Annotated in this window: 10 protein-coding genes and 3 pseudogenes; 10 read left to right on the top strand and 3 right to left on the bottom strand. The window is 66.9% G+C overall.

Annotation, left to right across the window (positions count from 1 at the left end; genetic code table 11):
• A partial coding sequence (locus tag OR16_RS27650) for a methyl-accepting chemotaxis protein (RefSeq protein WP_043421380.1) occupies positions 1 to 1,279 on the bottom strand: 1,279 nt, incomplete at its 3' end.
• 413 nt (positions 1,280 to 1,692) lie between these two features.
• Between OR16_RS27650 and OR16_RS27645 the strand changes: the two genes are divergently transcribed.
• The 8 genes and pseudogenes from OR16_RS27645 (at position 1,693) to OR16_RS27610 (ending at position 9,821) form a co-directional block, all read left to right on the top strand.
• The gene (locus tag OR16_RS27645; protein WP_006161662.1) at positions 1,693 to 2,661 is read left to right on the top strand and encodes a LysR family transcriptional regulator; all 969 of its coding nucleotides are present in this window, start codon (positions 1,693 to 1,695) and stop codon (positions 2,659 to 2,661) included.
• 181 nt (positions 2,662 to 2,842) lie between these two features.
• Positions 2,843 to 4,270: an FAD-dependent tricarballylate dehydrogenase TcuA gene (gene tcuA, locus OR16_RS27640; RefSeq protein ID WP_006161661.1), complete on the top strand. Its 1,428-nt coding sequence runs from the start codon at positions 2,843 to 2,845 to the stop codon at positions 4,268 to 4,270.
• A complete protein-coding gene (gene tcuB / locus OR16_RS27635) occupies positions 4,257 to 5,429 on the top strand; it encodes a tricarballylate utilization 4Fe-4S protein TcuB (RefSeq protein WP_006161660.1) in 1,173 nt (390 codons plus the stop codon). Before tcuA ends, tcuB begins: the two co-directional genes overlap by 14 nt.
• Positions 5,430 to 5,478: 49 nt before the next feature.
• Entirely contained in the window at positions 5,479 to 6,288 is an 810-nt protein-coding gene (locus tag OR16_RS27630; protein ID WP_043421364.1) for a class II aldolase/adducin family protein, read from the top strand.
• A gap of 81 nt (positions 6,289 to 6,369) precedes the next feature.
• Positions 6,370 to 7,935 carry an ABC transporter substrate-binding protein gene (locus OR16_RS27625; protein WP_006161658.1) on the top strand — a complete coding sequence of 522 codons (1,566 nt, stop codon included), beginning with the start codon at positions 6,370 to 6,372 and terminating at the stop codon, positions 7,933 to 7,935.
• A 7-nt stretch (positions 7,936 to 7,942) separates the two neighbouring features.
• Positions 7,943 to 8,203, top strand: a pseudogene (locus OR16_RS27620) (class II aldolase/adducin family protein); the annotation flags it as partial.
• A gap of 54 nt (positions 8,204 to 8,257) precedes the next feature.
• Positions 8,258 to 8,788: pseudogene (locus OR16_RS27615) on the top strand (Bug family tripartite tricarboxylate transporter substrate binding protein); the annotation flags it as partial.
• A gap of 2 nt (positions 8,789 to 8,790) precedes the next feature.
• Positions 8,791 to 9,821, top strand: a pseudogene (locus OR16_RS27610) (D-2-hydroxyacid dehydrogenase).
• 180 nt (positions 9,822 to 10,001) lie between these two features.
• On the opposite strand, the gene OR16_RS27605 reads toward OR16_RS27610, so the two are convergent.
• The gene (locus OR16_RS27605; protein WP_237717254.1) at positions 10,002 to 10,775 is read right to left on the bottom strand and encodes a TetR/AcrR family transcriptional regulator; all 774 of its coding nucleotides are present in this window, start codon (positions 10,773 to 10,775) and stop codon (positions 10,002 to 10,004) included.
• Between the two features lie 24 nt (positions 10,776 to 10,799).
• Between OR16_RS27605 and OR16_RS27600 the strand changes: the two genes are divergently transcribed.
• Positions 10,800 to 12,446, top strand: coding sequence for an acyl-CoA dehydrogenase family protein (locus OR16_RS27600; protein ID WP_006161654.1), 1,647 nt, complete (start codon positions 10,800 to 10,802; stop codon positions 12,444 to 12,446).
• A gap of 175 nt (positions 12,447 to 12,621) precedes the next feature.
• Positions 12,622 to 14,139, top strand: a complete 1,518-nt coding sequence (locus OR16_RS27595; protein ID WP_006161653.1) for a class I adenylate-forming enzyme family protein — start codon at positions 12,622 to 12,624, stop codon at positions 14,137 to 14,139.
• Positions 14,140 to 14,334: 195 nt separating this feature from the next.
• On the opposite strand, the gene OR16_RS27590 is transcribed toward OR16_RS27595, so the two are convergent.
• Positions 14,335 to 14,742: a Zn-ribbon domain-containing OB-fold protein gene (locus OR16_RS27590; RefSeq protein WP_006161652.1), complete on the bottom strand. Its 408-nt coding sequence runs from the start codon at positions 14,740 to 14,742 to the stop codon at positions 14,335 to 14,337.

Here is a 14,742-nt window from a genome sequence, read left to right as displayed (position 1 = left end):
GGGAGACCGCATCGCCCCCGCGATTGGCGACCTGGGAGGCCGCCGCCGCCAGTTCGCCGGCGCGCACGGCGGCCTCGGCCGAGTTTTGCACGGTGCCGGTGAGCTCGTCCATGGCGGCCGCTGTCTGCTCCAGGCTGGCCGCGGCTTGCTCGGTGCGCGTGGACAGGTCGATATTGCCTTGCGAGATTTCCGCGGTTGCCGTGCGGACCGATTCACTGCTGTCGCGGATATCGATCAGCACGGTGGCAAGCTTGTCGGCAAACTGGTTGAACGCGCGGGCGATCTGCGCGATTTCATCATTGCCATCGGACGGTAGCCGCTTGGTCAGGTCGCCGTCGCCGGAGCCGATTTCGTCCATCGCCTCGCGCACCTGGGAGAGCCGCCTGAATGCCGAAGCCGTCATGACCGAGCCGACACCGGCAGCGAGGAAGGCCACCGTTACCAGGGTCATGAACATGGCCCGCAGCACATCGCGCAGACCGGCCAGGGCTTCGTCCTCATCCATGGCAACCACCAGCTCCCAGTCGGAGTGCTTGACCGGCTCCGCGTGAAGCAGCTTGGTGGCGCCGGCGATCCGCACTGCCAATGGCTTGTCGGGATCGGCCAGGTTGCCCAACGCGCTGGCCGTCAGGTCGGCGGACAGATCGGTGGCGGGCTTCAGGTTGAGCTTGGCATCCGGATGGGCCACGATGCGCCCGCTCTTGTCGGCCAGGAACGCGAAGCTGGCCGGGGTGGGGTGGATGCCGTTCACGGTCGAGGTCACGCCATCCAGGTTCACGTCGGCGGCTACCACGGCCTTCAGCTGACCATTGGCGAGCACCGGCAGGGCCAGCGTCACCACCAGCTTCTTGGTGGCGATATCTTCATACGGCTGCGTGATGACGAGCTTGCCGGCGCTCACCGCGGCCTGATACCACGGGCGGCCCGTGGGATCGTAATCGGCGGGGATGCCGAGGTCGCGGGAAAACACCGCGTGCTTGTCCGGGTAGCCCGCGTAAGCCACGACAAAGCCGCCCGATTTTTCCAGTTGCGTGACCGCGGACACGGGATCGGCGGCAAGGCTCTCCGGCGAAACGGCCTGCACCATGGCGGCTCGCGCGGTCAGCCACTCGGTGATGGCCTGCGCGTTGCCTTGGGTGATCGTGGCGAGGTTTTGCCGCAGCGTGCGTTCGTCGTTGTGCTTCGTGACTACGTAGGTGATGCCGGTGGATGCCGACAGGGCGGTGACAACGATGGCGACACAGGTCGCCGTAATGCGTGTACGGAGCGAGAGAAGCATGCGCAGTGGGTAGGAGCGGTTGTGAAAAAAGGCCTCCGACAATTTTGTTGTCGGCCAGCATGCCCCGGCTAACGGATGGCTGGAGGGGAACTGTAGGGCTGGAACCGTAATGTGCAGACATTTCACTGCGTTGGTGCATCCAGGTGGTCCACGGCGTGGTGAATACGCCGCTATTGCGCAGTAGGGCCGGTTTTCCTGATCGCCCTTGCCCGCAGTCGCCAGCCTCGAAAAATGCCAGGAACCGACGCATGATCGGTGACGGCGCCCCGGTGCGATGCGCCACCGACACCCGGCTGGCGTGCGCCGGCCAGACCGTGGACCGGCACCGCGGCTTCGACGGGGCCTGACGCGGCCACCGCCGGTTCGGTATCTGGTATAAGCGTCGCAGACACGAATCCAGGCCGGGGAGCCAGATGGAACTGCGCCAGCTTCAGTATTTCGTCCGCGTGGTGGAGCTCGGCAGCATGAGCCGCGCGGCGCTCGACCTGGACATGGTGCAGTCCGCCATGAGCCAGCAGATCAGCCGGCTGGAGAGCGAGCTGTCCACCCGATTGCTGCGCCGGACCACGCGCGGCGTGACCCCCACCGAGGCCGGGCTGGCCTTCTTCCGCGAGGCGCAATTGGCGCTGCGCCATGCCGAGCAGGCCAAGCGCGCGGCCCATCATGCCCGGCTATCCGGCACCGTCAGCGTGGGGCTGGCGCCCACCACCGCCTCGGTCATCGGCGTGCCGCTGATGCGCGCCATGCGCGAGCGCTATCCCGATGTGCGCCTGCATATGGTGGAAAGCCTGTCCGGCCACCTCAGCGCCATGCTCAATGCCCGCCAGCTCGACCTGGCCGTGCTGTTCGACACGCACGTGGCACGCCGCTGGAGCGTGACGCCGCTGCTTGAAGAGACCCTGTTCCTGATCCGCTCGCGCAAGGCACTGCTGGCCGACGCCGACGCCGACGCCAACGCCAACGCCGATGCGCCGCCGCGGCTGCGCATGGCGCAATTGCGGGACGTGCCGCTGATCATGCCTACCGGCCTGCACGGGCTGCGCAGCACGCTCGATGCCGCCTTTGCCCGCGTGAAGATCGTGCCGCAGGTGGTGCAGGAGGTCGATTCCCTGGCCATGCTGATGGACGCCGTCGATCTCGGGTTTGGCGCCACCCTGCAGCCCTGGGCGGCTGTCGGGCGCTACGCCGATGCGCAAGAGCGCTTCCACCTGGCCGAAATCGCGGACCCCAAGGCGCGGCGCCAGAACACCCTGTGCAGCCTCTCCGACGACGAGCTGTCGCCCGCCGCGCTGGCCCTGCGCGTGGTGCTGGCCGATTGTGCCCGCGAACTGGTGCGCTCCGGCGCCTGGCGAGGCGCGCGGCTGCTTGGCCCGGAAGCCTGAAGGGCGGCGGCGCGGGGTATCACGATTCGTGATGCCCCCATGCGATTCGGGGGCTTACCAGGACGCCGGCGGGCCGCTACAGTGCGGGCGTCCCCACCGGAACATGCATCGTGTTTTTCACTATTCGAACGCGGGAACCGTCCCCGTTGACCGGCCCGAGCCTTGCCGGAGCCGCGTACCCATGATCGACGTCCTTGTCATTGGCGGCGGCAATGCCGCGCTGTGCGCCGCGCTGATGGCGCGCGAAGCCGGCGCCAGCGTGCTGCTGCTCGAAGCCGCGCCCCGCGAATGGCGCGGCGGCAACTCCCAGCACACCCGCAACCTGCGCTGCATGCACGACGCGCCACAAGACGTGCTGATCGAAGCCTATCCCGAAGAGGAGTACTGGCAAGACCTGCTCAAGGTCACCGGCGGCCAGACCGACGAACGCCTGGCCCGGCTGGCAATCCGCGCCTCATCGACCTGCCGCGACTGGATGCGCGGCCACGGCGTGCACTTCCAGCCGCCGCTTTCCGGGGCGCTGCATGTGGCGCGCACCAATGCCTTCTTCATGGGCGGCGGCAAGGCGCTGGTCAATGCGTATTTCCGCAGCGCTGAGGCGCTCGGCGTGCAGGTGCGCTACAACGTGCCGGTGGACGCCATCGAGATGGATGGCGACCGGTTCAAAGCCGCCCGCATCGGCAGCGAGCGCATCGAGGCGCGCAGTTGCGTGCTGGCCGCGGGCGGCTTCGAGTCCAACCGCGAATGGCTGCGCGAGGCCTGGGGCCAGAACGCCGACGGCGACTGGCCGGCCGACAATTTCCTGATCCGCGGCACGCGCTTCAATATGGGCGTGCTGCTCAAGTTCATGATCGAGGCCGGGGCCGATGCCATTGGCGATCCGTCGCAATCGCACTGCGTGGCCATCGACGCGCGCGCACCGCTGTACGACGGGGGCATCTGCACTCGGGTGGACTGCGTCTCGCTGGGCGTGATGCTCAACCGCAACGCCGAGCGCTTCTACGACGAGGGCGAGGATTTCTGGCCCAAGCGCTACGCCATCTGGGGGCGGCTGGTCGCCCAGCAGCCCGGGCAGATCGGTTATTCGATCATTGACGCCAAGGCCGTGGGCCGCTTCATGCCGCCCGTGTTCCCGGGCATGCGCGCCAACACGCTGGCGGAATTGGCGCGCCAGCTCGGCCTGGACGAGGCTACCTTCGTGCGCACCATCGAGGATTACAACGCGGCCTGCCGCGTCGGCACCTTCGACCATACCGTGCTGGACGATTGCCACACCGAGGGCATTGCCCCGGCCAAGACCCACTGGGCGCGCCCGATCGATACCGCGCCGTTCTTCGGCTACGCCCTGCGGCCCGGCATCACCTTTACCTACCTCGGCCTCAAGGTGAACGAGCACGCCGCTGTGCACTTCGGTGGCAAGCCCAGCGCCAACCTGTTCGTGGCCGGCGAGATGATGGCCGGCAACGTGCTTGGCAAGGGCTATACAGCCGGGGTCGGCATGGCCATCGGCACCGCCTTTGGCCGCATCGCCGGCACCCAGGCCGCCGCAGCCGCGCTCCGGCGGCCGGGTCATGACGCATTCCAGGAAAAGCAGCATGCAACATCTTGAAGCGCTGACGCGCGAAGCGGCGGCGCTGGCCCAGGGCATGCTGCCGCTTGGCGGTGACGAGGCCGAGGTGGGCCGCGTCATGCAGATCTGCAATGCCTGCCGCTATTGCGAAGGCTTTTGCGCCGTGTTTCCGGCCATGACGCGCCGGCTGGAATTCGGCAAGGCCGATATCCACTACCTGTCCAACCTGTGCCACAACTGCGGCGCTTGCTACCACGCCTGCCAGTACGCGCCGCCGCACGAGTTCGCGGTCAACGTGCCGCAGGCCATGGCCAAGGTGCGGGTCCAGACGTATTCCGACTATGCGTGGCCCGCCGCCCTCGGTGGCCTGTACCGCCGCGCCGGTCTGGCCACCGCGCTGGCGCTGGCAGCCGGGCTGGCGCTGTTCCTGGTGATGGTGCTTGCCATGCGCGGCAGCCTGCTGCACGCACCGCTGGCCGGCAACTTCTACGCCATCTTCCCGCACAACCTGCTGGCGGCGATGTTCGGCGTAGTGTTCGGCTTCGCGGCGCTGGCGCTGGGGGCGGGCGTGACGCGCTTCTGGCGCAAGGTCTCGCCCGGCGAACTGCAAGGCGAGGCTCGCGGCCCGGCCATCGGCGGCGCGGCGCACGACGCGCTGCGGCTGCGCTACCTCGACGGTGGCCATGGCCGGGGCTGCAACAACGCGGACGACGCGTTCACCCTGTGGCGCCGGCGCTTCCACCATTTCACGTTCTATGGCTTCATGCTGTGCTTTGCGGCCACGGCGGTTGCCACGCTCTACCACTACCTGCTGGGCCTGCACGCGCCGTATGCGCCCACCAGCCTGCCGGTGCTGCTGGGCACGGCCGGCGGCATTGGGTTGCTGATCGGCCCGGCGGGTCTGCTCTGGCTCAACCTGAAGCGCGACCCGCGTACCGGGGATGCGGCCCAGAAGCCGATGGATCGCGGCTTTATCGCACTGCTGTTCTTCACCAGCCTGACCGGGCTGGCACTGCTGGCCTGTCGCGACACCTCGGCCATGGCCCTGCTGCTGGCGGTGCACCTGGGCGTGGTGATGGCGCTGTTCCTGACACTGCCCTACGGCAAGTTCGCGCACGGCATCTACCGCAGCGCGGCGCTGCTGAAGTGGAATATCGAAAAACGCCGGCCCGGCAACCTGGCGCTCGGCTCGGACTGAACGCCAGGAATTCAAAAGACCAAGGGACCAAGGGACCAAGGAAAACACCATGACAAAACCCGGAATGCTCGCCATTTCCTCCATGCGGGACCAGTGCACCGACGCCGAATGGCAGGCGCGCGTGGACCTCGCCGCCTGCTACCGCCTGGTGGAGCTGTACGGCATGGCAGACATGATGGCCAACCATATCTCGGCGCGCGTGCCGGGCGAGGACGGCGCCTTCCTGATCAATGCCTACGGCATGATGTACGAGGAGATCACCGCCTCCAGCCTGATCAAGGTGGACCATGCCGGCAAGATCCTCGCCAAGCCCGATTTCGGCGCGCTCAACTACGGCATCAACAAGGCCGGCTACGTGATCCACAGCGCCGTGCACGAAGCGCGCCCGGAAGTGGCCTGTGTGATCCACACGCATAGCTGGGCCTCCATGGCCGTGTCGTCGCTGGACTGCGGGCTGCTGCCGCTGACGCAGACCGCCATGCGCTTTCTCAAGATCGGCTACCACGACTACCAGGGCGTGGTGCTCGACACCGCCGAGCAGGCTTCTCTGCTGGAAGACCTCGGCAAGGGCGAGGCCCTGATCCTGCGCAATCACGGCCTGGTGACGCTGGGCCGCAGCGTGGCCGAAGCCTTCATCCTGATGCACAACCTGGAGCGCGCCTGCCGCGTGCAGGTGGCGATCCAGTCCAGCGGCGAGCGGGTCAACCCGGTGCCGCCGGCCATCTGCGAAAAAACCGCGCGCCAGTACGAAAGTGGCGACACCAACCGCCTGCCGGGCGCGGCCGACCCCTACGCGCGGGAATGGCGCGCCTTGGTTGAGCGGCTGGAGCCGGCCGCGGCCACATCGTTCCGCGACTGACGCCCCGCCCGCGCCATCGGTTCCATCTTGTATTTCCAGCTTTGCCGGTTACCCATCCCTAGCCCCCAGGAGAGTTCTGCAATGAATCGTCGCCAACTGATCAAAATGGGTGTTGCCACCACCGGGCTGTCGCTCGCTGGCGTTCCGTTCCACGTCCTCGCGGCGGGAAAAAAGGGCGGCGTGATCAACGCGCTCGTGCAGCCGGAGCCCTCCGGCCTGATGATCGGTATTACCCAGAACGGCCCCACCCAGCTGATCTCCGGCAACATCTACGAGGGCCTGCTGCGTTATGACGAAAAGCTGGAGCCGCAGCCGGCGCTGGCGACCTCCTGGACGGTGAACCCGGCCGGCACCGTGTACACCTTCAAGCTCAAGCCCAAGGTCACCTGGCATGACGGCAAGCCGTTTTCTGCGGCCGACGTGGTGTTCTCCGCCGATGTGTTCCTGCGCAAGACGCACGCCCGCCTGCGCGCCAACCTGGCGGCGGTGGAGAGCATCCGCGCGGTGGACCCGCTCACGGTGGAGTTCAAGCTGAAGTACCCGTTCAGCCCCTTCCTCGGCATCTTCGAGGTGGGCACCATGCCCATGGTGCCCAAGCACATCTACGAGGGTACGGATTTCCTGACCAACCCGGCCAACGCCAAGCCCATCGGCACCGGCCCGCTGAAGTTCAAGGAGTGGGTGCGCGGCTCGTACATCCAGCTGGTGCGCAACGATGCGTATCACCAGCCCGATGTGCCGCTGGTCGACAGCGTGTACTTCCACGTGATCCCCGATGCATCGGCGCGTGCCGCGGCGTTCGAGTCCGGCAAGGTCGACCTGGTGCCAGGCGGCGCGGTGGAGTACTTCGACGTGGCGCGCCTGAGCAAGCTGCCCGGCGTGCAGGTCACCACCAAGGGCTGGGAATTCTTCGCGCCGCACTCCTGGCTGTGGGTCAACAACCGCAAGGCGCCGATGGACAACATCAAGTTCCGCCAGGCGCTGGCTTGTGCCATTGACCGCGACGCGATCGCCAAGGTGGCATGGCAAGGCTATGCCAAGAGCGCCACCGGCCCGTTCAACAGCCATATCAAATACGCCAGCACCGACGTTGCCAAGTATCCGCGCGACCTGGCCCGCGCCAAGCAGCTGCTGGGCGAATCCGGCTACAAGGGCGAAACCCTGCGCCTGCTGCCCCTGCCCTACGGCGAAACCTGGACCCGCTCCGCCGAGATCGTCCGGCAGAACCTGCAGCAGGCCGGCGTGAAGATCGAGATGACGCCGACCGACGTGGCGGGTTGGGGCGAGCGGCTGAACAAGTGGGACTACGACCTCGCCTTCACCTACGTCTACCAGTACGGTGACCCGGCGCTGGGCGTGGCGCGCAACTACACCTCGGACAACATCGCGCAGGGCTCGCCCTTCAACAATGTGGAGGGCTATCGCAACGCCAAGGTCGACGAGTTGTTCCAGGCTGGCGCGCGCGAGATGGACCCCGTCAAGCGCGCGGCGATCTACGTCGAGGTGCAGAAGATCCTGGTCGACGAAATGCCGGTGGTGTGGCTGCACGAGCTCAACTTCCCCACGCTGTACCGCAGCCGCATCAACAACCCCATCAGTTCCGGCATTGGCCTGAACGATGGCATCGGCCGCGCCTGGCTGGCGTGATGGCACCCTGATCCTGCGCAATCACGGCGCGCTCACCGTGGGCAATACCGTGGGTGAAGCCTTCAACTGGATGCACCGGCTGGAGCTGGCCTGCCGCGCGCAGATCGGCGCGATGTCGTGCAACACGCCGCTGCGCGAGGTCGGCGCCGGCGTGCTGCAGGAAACCTGGAACAACTACCAGCCGGGCACGCGCCGCCCCTACGGCGTGATGGAGTGGCCCGCGCTGCTGCGCAAGCTGGACCGGCTGGATCCGAGCTTCCGCGACTGAGGCTGGACGGGTGGCGCCAGATGGCGATCAAGAAAACGATAACGATAAAACCAATACGCCAAGGCCAATCCGGGCAAGCTGAACTACAGCTCGACCGGCGTAGGCACCTCGTCGCAACTCTCCAGCTTCATGTTGACCCAGCGCATCGGCACCGAGGCCACGCATATCCCGTACAAGGGGGCGGATGCGCTCAACGATCTGTTGTCCGGCCGGGTACAGTTCATGTTTGCCACGATCCCGTCGGTCATCGCCCATATCAAGGCCGGCAAGCTGCGCGCGCTGGCGGTCAGCAGCGCGCGCCGCTCGCAATCGCTGCCGGACGTGCCCACGGTTGCGGAAAAGGGCTTCCCCGGCTTCGAGGCGGGGTCCTGGTTTGGCGTGTTCGCGCCCAAGGGCACGCCGCAGGCGGTGATCAGCAAGGTCAATCAGGCGGTCAACGAAGCGCTGCCGTCGCTGCAGGCGCAGATGGTGCGGGAAGGGGCGGATCCCGTGGGTGGCTCGCCGGAGCAGTTTGGCAAGTTCACGCAAAAGGAATACGCCAAATGGAAAGTCGTGGTGCGTGACTCGGGTGCTTCCCTGGAATGAACATGCGTGTGAATACGAACCAGCCCGCAGCCGCGCAACCCTTGCGCATCCTGCTGTCGGAGCAAGCCCTGCAACAGTACGGCACGCCGATTGGCGAGGCGCTTGGCGGGGCTTTCGTGCCAGTGATGGTGCCGTCGCGGCAGGGGCAGAACGACGCCCCCGGGCTGGACGCCGACATCGCCTTTGTCTCGCGCGATGTCACGGGGCTGTCCACCAAACATGAAATCTTGCCCGCCACCCGGCGCTTCTACGATGCCATGCTGGCAAGCCCCGGGCTGCGCTGGGCGCATACGCACTCGGCCGGCGCGGACCGCGCCGTGTTTGGCGAACTGCGCGCGCGCGGCGTGGCGGTGACGACTTCCTCCGGTGCCAACGCGGGCGTGGTGGCGCAGACCGCGTTGGCGGGTGTGCTTGCGCTCGCGCGGCATTTCCCGCAGATGCTGGCGGCGCAGCGCGAGCGCCGCTGGGCGCCGCTGATTGGCTCGGGGCTGCCGCGCGATCTGGCGCGGGGCAGACCGCGACCGTCGTGGGCTGGGGCCCGATCGGGCAATGGCTTGGCAAGCTGCTGCAGGTGCTGGGGCTGAATGTGATCGTGGTACGGCAGAGCGCGACGCCAGCGGGTGCCGGCTATGAGACGGTGGCATTCGATGCGGTGCGGGGCGTGCTGCCGCGCACGGATTGGCTATTGCTGGCTTGTCCGCTGACCGCGCAGACGCATGGGCTGGTGGACGCCGATGCGCTGGCTTTGCTGCCGGCGGGTGCCAGATTGGTGAATGTGTCGCGGGGCGAGGTGGTGGACGAGCTTGCGCTGATCGCGGCGTTGCGGGCCGGGCGCCTTGCTGGTGCCTATCTGGATGTGTTCGCGCACGAGCCGCTACCGGCGGATTCGCCGCTGTGGACGTTGCCTAACGTCATTGCCACGCCGCATAGCGCGGGTTTTTCGGATGGCAATGCAGGGCGGGTGGCCGGGATCTTCCTCGATAACCTGCGTCGCTGGCACACAGGCGAGGAATTGCGGAATTTGGTGGTTTGAGGTTGAGGTTGGTTGTGGCTGCGACTGCAGGATCAGGCCGCTGCGCGACAACATCCGCCCCGCGTCTCCTCGCCACACGGCCTTTCCGGCGTGGCGGCGCGAGCGCGAGGCTGAAACGCAGGCAATCGTTCCAGGCGAGGGTTGGCAGCAAACCTGTCGGATATCGCTTGCCGGCGGGTCTCAGGCGGGATCGAACCGGTACAGCCGGTAGGCGTACGGCGCGTGGATTGACAGGTAGCCGTGCACCGCGTGGCCGACCATGCGCCGCAGCGCAGCGGTGTCGATCCGGCCGCTGGTGGTCAGCAGGGCTTGCGACACCAGGCTGTACGCCATGGCGTGGGCGGCGAACGCCGCGGGTTGGGCGGGGATGCCGCTCGGCCAGCCGGGGCCGGCGGACAGCGCCTCCACCCACAACTGCATGAATTCCCCGTACATGCGCCGGAAGGCTTCGATGCCCGACACCTTGCGTTCCACAAGGAACAACGCCGCCCACTGTTCGGGTTCGGCCAGCGCTGGGGCAGATTGGGCATCGAGCAGGGCGTCGACGCGCACCGGCAACGGCTCCGCGCGGTTGGCTGCGATGCTCGCCCGCATGTCCGCCGCGATGGCCTTGACGCGCAGGTGGATGCAGACCGCCGCCAGCGCGTCCTTGCTGGAGAAATATTCGTAAAAACTGCCGATGCCCACGCCAGCTAATCCGATCACCTGCCGGATCGAAACCTTCTCGTAGCCTTTCTCGACCAGCAACTGGACGAACGCTTCGCGGATGGCGTCCGCCGTGGCGCGCGAGCGGGATTGCGCCGGCCGCCGGCGCTGCGTCCTGGCGGTGGATGAGGGGGAGTCATTCATGTCTTCAAAAACCCGAACACCTGTGGATTGGCGCGATCTTATACTTGTCTCCGACCACGACACAGCCGGATCTGGCGCGCGTTGCTGCCCGCGCAGATCCACCATCAGGCAGATACCGGAGACACGCCAATGGACTGGAGCACGCACGACGTCACGAACGTGGTGACGGAACTGCAAGACTATAACCTCTACACCACGGATGTAGCGCTGCAGGACGCCGTGCGGCGCGCGGGCGGTGCGGCGCACGAAGCCGAGCTGACCGACTACGGCGCACGCCTGGGCGCAGCCGAGACCATCCGCATGGCCGAAGAGGCCAACCACTTCAAGCCCGAACTGCACACCTTCGACCGCCAGGGACGGCGTATCGATCGTGTCGAGTTCCATCCGGGCTGGCACGGCATGATGCGGATGCTGCGCGAGCAGAATCTGGTGTCGCAGCCGTTTTCCGACGCGCGGCCCGGCGCGTGGGCGGCCTATGCGGCCGGGTTCTCCATGCACGGCCAGATCGAGGCCGGCTCGCAGTGCCCGAACTCCATGACGTTCGCCTGCATCCCCGTGCTCCAGCGCGAACCCGAACTGTTTGCCGCGCTCAAGCCCAAGCTGTATTCACGCACCTACGATGCGCGCGATATTCCGCTGGAGCAGAAGGATTCCATCCTGGTCGGCATGGGCATGACGGAAAAGCAGGGCGGTTCCGACGTGCGTGCCAACACCACGCGCGCCGAACCCATGCGTGGCGAAGGCCGCGGCGGCGAATACCTGATCACTGGCCACAAATGGTTCTTCTCCGCGCCGATGTGCGATGCGCACCTGGTGGTGGCACGCACCGAGAGCGGCCCGGCGTGCTTCTACGTGCCGCGCTACCGGCCCGACGGCACCAAGAACGCGATCCACATCCAGCGCCTGAAGGACAAGGTCGGCAACCGCTCCAACGCCAGCAGCGAGGTCGAGTTCCAGGGCGCCTGGGGCCGCATGATCGGCGAGGAAGGGCGTGGCATCCCAACCATCATCGAAATGGCCACCTTCACGCGGCTGAACTGCGTGATGGGCAGCGCAGGGCTGATCCGCCAGTGCCTGGTCCAGGTGATGCACCACGCCAGCAAACGCCACGTGTTCGGCAAGCGCCTGGTCGAGCAGCCGCTAATGCGCAACGTGCTGGCGGACATGGCGCTGGAGTCGGAGGCCGCCACCCAGCTGATGATGCGTCTGACCGAGGCTTTTGCCCTGGCCAACGAGGATCCGCTGCAACGCGCCTACCAGCGCATCGTGACGCCGGCCGCCAAGTTCTGGCTGGCCAAGCGCAGCGTCGAGCTGTCCGGCGAGGCGATGGAAGTCTTCGGCGGCAACGGCTACATGGAGGAGAGCCCGGTTGGCCGCCTTTATCGCGAGACGCCCGTCATCTCCATCTGGGAGGGCTCGGGCAACGTGATGGCGCTCGACATGATGCGCGCCATCAGCCGCGAACCGCAGGCCATGCAGGCGCTGCTGGACGACCTGACGCCGTTCTGCCAGAGCGACGCCCGGCTGCGCGAGCCGGTCGCGACGCTGGTGGCCGGGCTATCCATGCAGGACGAAGCTTCGGAATGGCTGGCGCGGCGCCATGCGCAGTTGCTGATCCTGCTGGTACAGGCACGCTTGCTGCGCGAGCACGCGCCTGCGGAGGTGGCCGATGCCTTTGCCGCCAGCCGCTTCGACGGCCAGTGGGGCCGCGTGTTCGGCCTGCTGCAGGACGGCATTGCTCACGCCGCCATCCTGGAGCGTGCCTGGCCGGTGTGAGAGACCATTGAAGTCAGATTCCGACGGCCCGGTGCCGCCTTGCAGTACGGTGCGTACTGCAAGGCGGCAGCCGAGCCGTCAGAACCGCGTTGTTTCCATTTGCGACGATCGCTAAGCCGCGCGGTGCCGGCCATGCATCGCGCATCCGCAGGCATTCCACAGAGACCCCCAAACCATGAATATCGTTGCCCTGCTGGACAGCAATGTTCGCAAGTATCCGGACAAGCCGTTCTTGCGGTATGTCGGCAAGTCGACCACGTATGCGGAGGTCGACACGCTGTCGCGGCGCGCCGCCTCGGTGCTCTCCGCGCATGGCGTGCAGGCGGGCGACCGCGTGGCTGCCATGTGCTTCAACACGCCGGCCTTCGTGGTGGCAATGCTGGGGGCGTGGCGCCTGGGCGCGGTGGTGGTGCCCGTCAACCACAAGATGCAGGCGCCGGAGGTCGACTACATCCTTGGGCATGCGAGGGTGAAGCTGTGCGTGTTCGACGGCGCGCTGGCGCCGGTCGTCTCGCGACTGCAGATACCGGTCACGCTGCTGAGCACGGACAGCGCGCCAGATGGCTTTGCGTCGTTCGATGCGCTGCTGGCGTCGGCGGAGCCGCTTGCGGCCACCGTGCCGCCGCGCGACGACACGCTGGCGGAGATCCTCTATACCTCGGGGACCACCGGCCGGCCCAAGGGCTGCATGCTGAGTCATCGTTGCGCTTGCCTGGCCGGCATGACCACGGCGCTGGCGCTGTCCATGCACCGCGACGAGCGTACGTTGATGGCGATGCCGCTGTGGCACTCATCGCCGCTCAACAACTGGATGCTCGGCACGCTGTTCGTGGGCGGCACCGTCATCTTGCTGCGCGAGTACCAGCCGCAGGCCTTCCTGCAGAGCGCGCAGGATGAGCGCGCCACGCTGTACTTTGGTGCGCCGGTGTCCTACCTGCTGCCGCTGCAGCTGAACATCGATGTGACGTCGTTCGATTTGAGCTCGGTGCGCGCTTGGGTCTATGGTGGCGGCCCCATCGGCGCCGACACCGCGCGGCAGCTGGCGGCCTTGTACCACAGCGACCGTTTCTACCAGGTCTTCGGCATGACGGAGACAGGACCCTCGGGCACCGTGTTGTACCCGGAGGAGCAGATCGCCAAGGCCGGATCGATCGGCCGCGTGGCGACGCCCGGCGTGGACATGCGTGTCGTTGGCGAAGATGGCGCCGAGGCTGGCCCAGGGGAAATCGGCGAAATCTGGCTGAAGGCCGACTCGACCATGCAGGGGTACCTGGACAACGAAGAGGCCACGAACGAAGTGCTTCGCGACGGCTGGTACCACAGCGGCGACTTGGCCCGGCGCGACGCAGATGGCTTCCTGTTCGTCGTCGACCGCACCAAGGACATGATCATCACCGGCGGCGAGAACGTCTACTCCAAGGAGGTCGAGGACGTTCTGCTGGCCCACCCGGACATCCTGGACGCGGCCGTGATCGGCCGGCCCGATGTGCAGTGGGGCGAGACCGTGGTGGCGGTGCTGGTGCCCAAGGCCGGCGCGCAGCCGGATGCACAGGCGCTCAAGGCGTTTCTCGGCGAGCGGCTGGCGCGCTACAAGGTGCCGAGGGATTTCCTGATCCGCGACACACTGCCACGCACGCCGACCGGCAAGCTGATGAAGCACGTGCTGCGGGCGGACATGGGGAGAGCGAACTGATATTCGCAATACCGGCGGCGCATGGGGTGCGGCACGGCAACATGGGGGAGATCGATATGAAGTGATCCGCGGGGGCGGGGCTCCCCTATCCCGCTTGCGGGATAGGGGCCGGGGGCCGAGGGCCGGGAGAGGGCGGGCGCCCGCAAATGCAATATCCCTCGCGTTCCCGTTTGCCTCAGCCAGCGCTAAGCGGCGCTAACCTACGCTAACCGGCGTGAACGTTGGCACCGGCGGCCCGTCGTCCGTCGGCGTGAACGTGAGCTTCACTTCCTGCCCGATGCGCACCGTGTCCAGGTCGCAATCCACGATATTGGTCATCATGGTCACGCCTTCTTCGAGCGTCACATAGGCGATGCAGAAAGGCGTGGGCCCCGCGCGGCGGGTGACGCTGAACGCGTAGACGGTGCCACGGCCCGAGGCCTGCTTCCATTCCGTCTCGCCCATGCAGAACGGGCACAGCGTGCGCGGATACCAGTGGGGCTTGCCGCAGGACTTGCAGTGCTTGACCAGCAGGCGGCCTGCGCGGGCGGCTTCCCAGAACTCGGTGTTGTCCGGGGCAACCTGCGGGGCTTTGAGGGGAGTGGCTGTGTATGGTGTGCTCAT

It is taken from the genome of Cupriavidus basilensis OR16, from assembly GCF_000243095.1.
Lineage (GTDB): Bacteria > Pseudomonadota > Gammaproteobacteria > Burkholderiales > Burkholderiaceae > Cupriavidus > Cupriavidus basilensis_D.
This window is presented reverse-complemented; position numbering and strand designations above follow the sequence as displayed.

Bases quoted from the DNA above. Each gene is read 5' to 3' on its own strand.
- OR16_RS27645 (WP_006161662.1), top strand. From the start codon at position 1,693: ATGGAACTGCGCCAGCTTCAGTATTTCGTCCGCGTGGTGGAGCTCGGC.
- tcuA (WP_006161661.1), top strand. From the start codon at position 2,843: ATGATCGACGTCCTTGTCATTGGCGGCGGCAATGCCGCGCTGTGCGCC.
- tcuB (WP_006161660.1), top strand. From the start codon at position 4,257: ATGCAACATCTTGAAGCGCTGACGCGCGAAGCGGCGGCGCTGGCCCAG.
- OR16_RS27630 (WP_043421364.1), top strand. From the start codon at position 5,479: ATGACAAAACCCGGAATGCTCGCCATTTCCTCCATGCGGGACCAGTGC.
- OR16_RS27625 (WP_006161658.1), top strand. From the start codon at position 6,370: ATGAATCGTCGCCAACTGATCAAAATGGGTGTTGCCACCACCGGGCTG.
- OR16_RS27605 (WP_237717254.1), bottom strand. From the start codon at position 10,775: ATGGTGGATCTGCGCGGGCAGCAACGCGCGCCAGATCCGGCTGTGTCG.
- OR16_RS27600 (WP_006161654.1), top strand. From the start codon at position 10,800: ATGGACTGGAGCACGCACGACGTCACGAACGTGGTGACGGAACTGCAA.
- OR16_RS27595 (WP_006161653.1), top strand. From the start codon at position 12,622: ATGAATATCGTTGCCCTGCTGGACAGCAATGTTCGCAAGTATCCGGAC.
- OR16_RS27590 (WP_006161652.1), bottom strand. From the start codon at position 14,742: ATGAGCACACCATACACAGCCACTCCCCTCAAAGCCCCGCAGGTTGCC.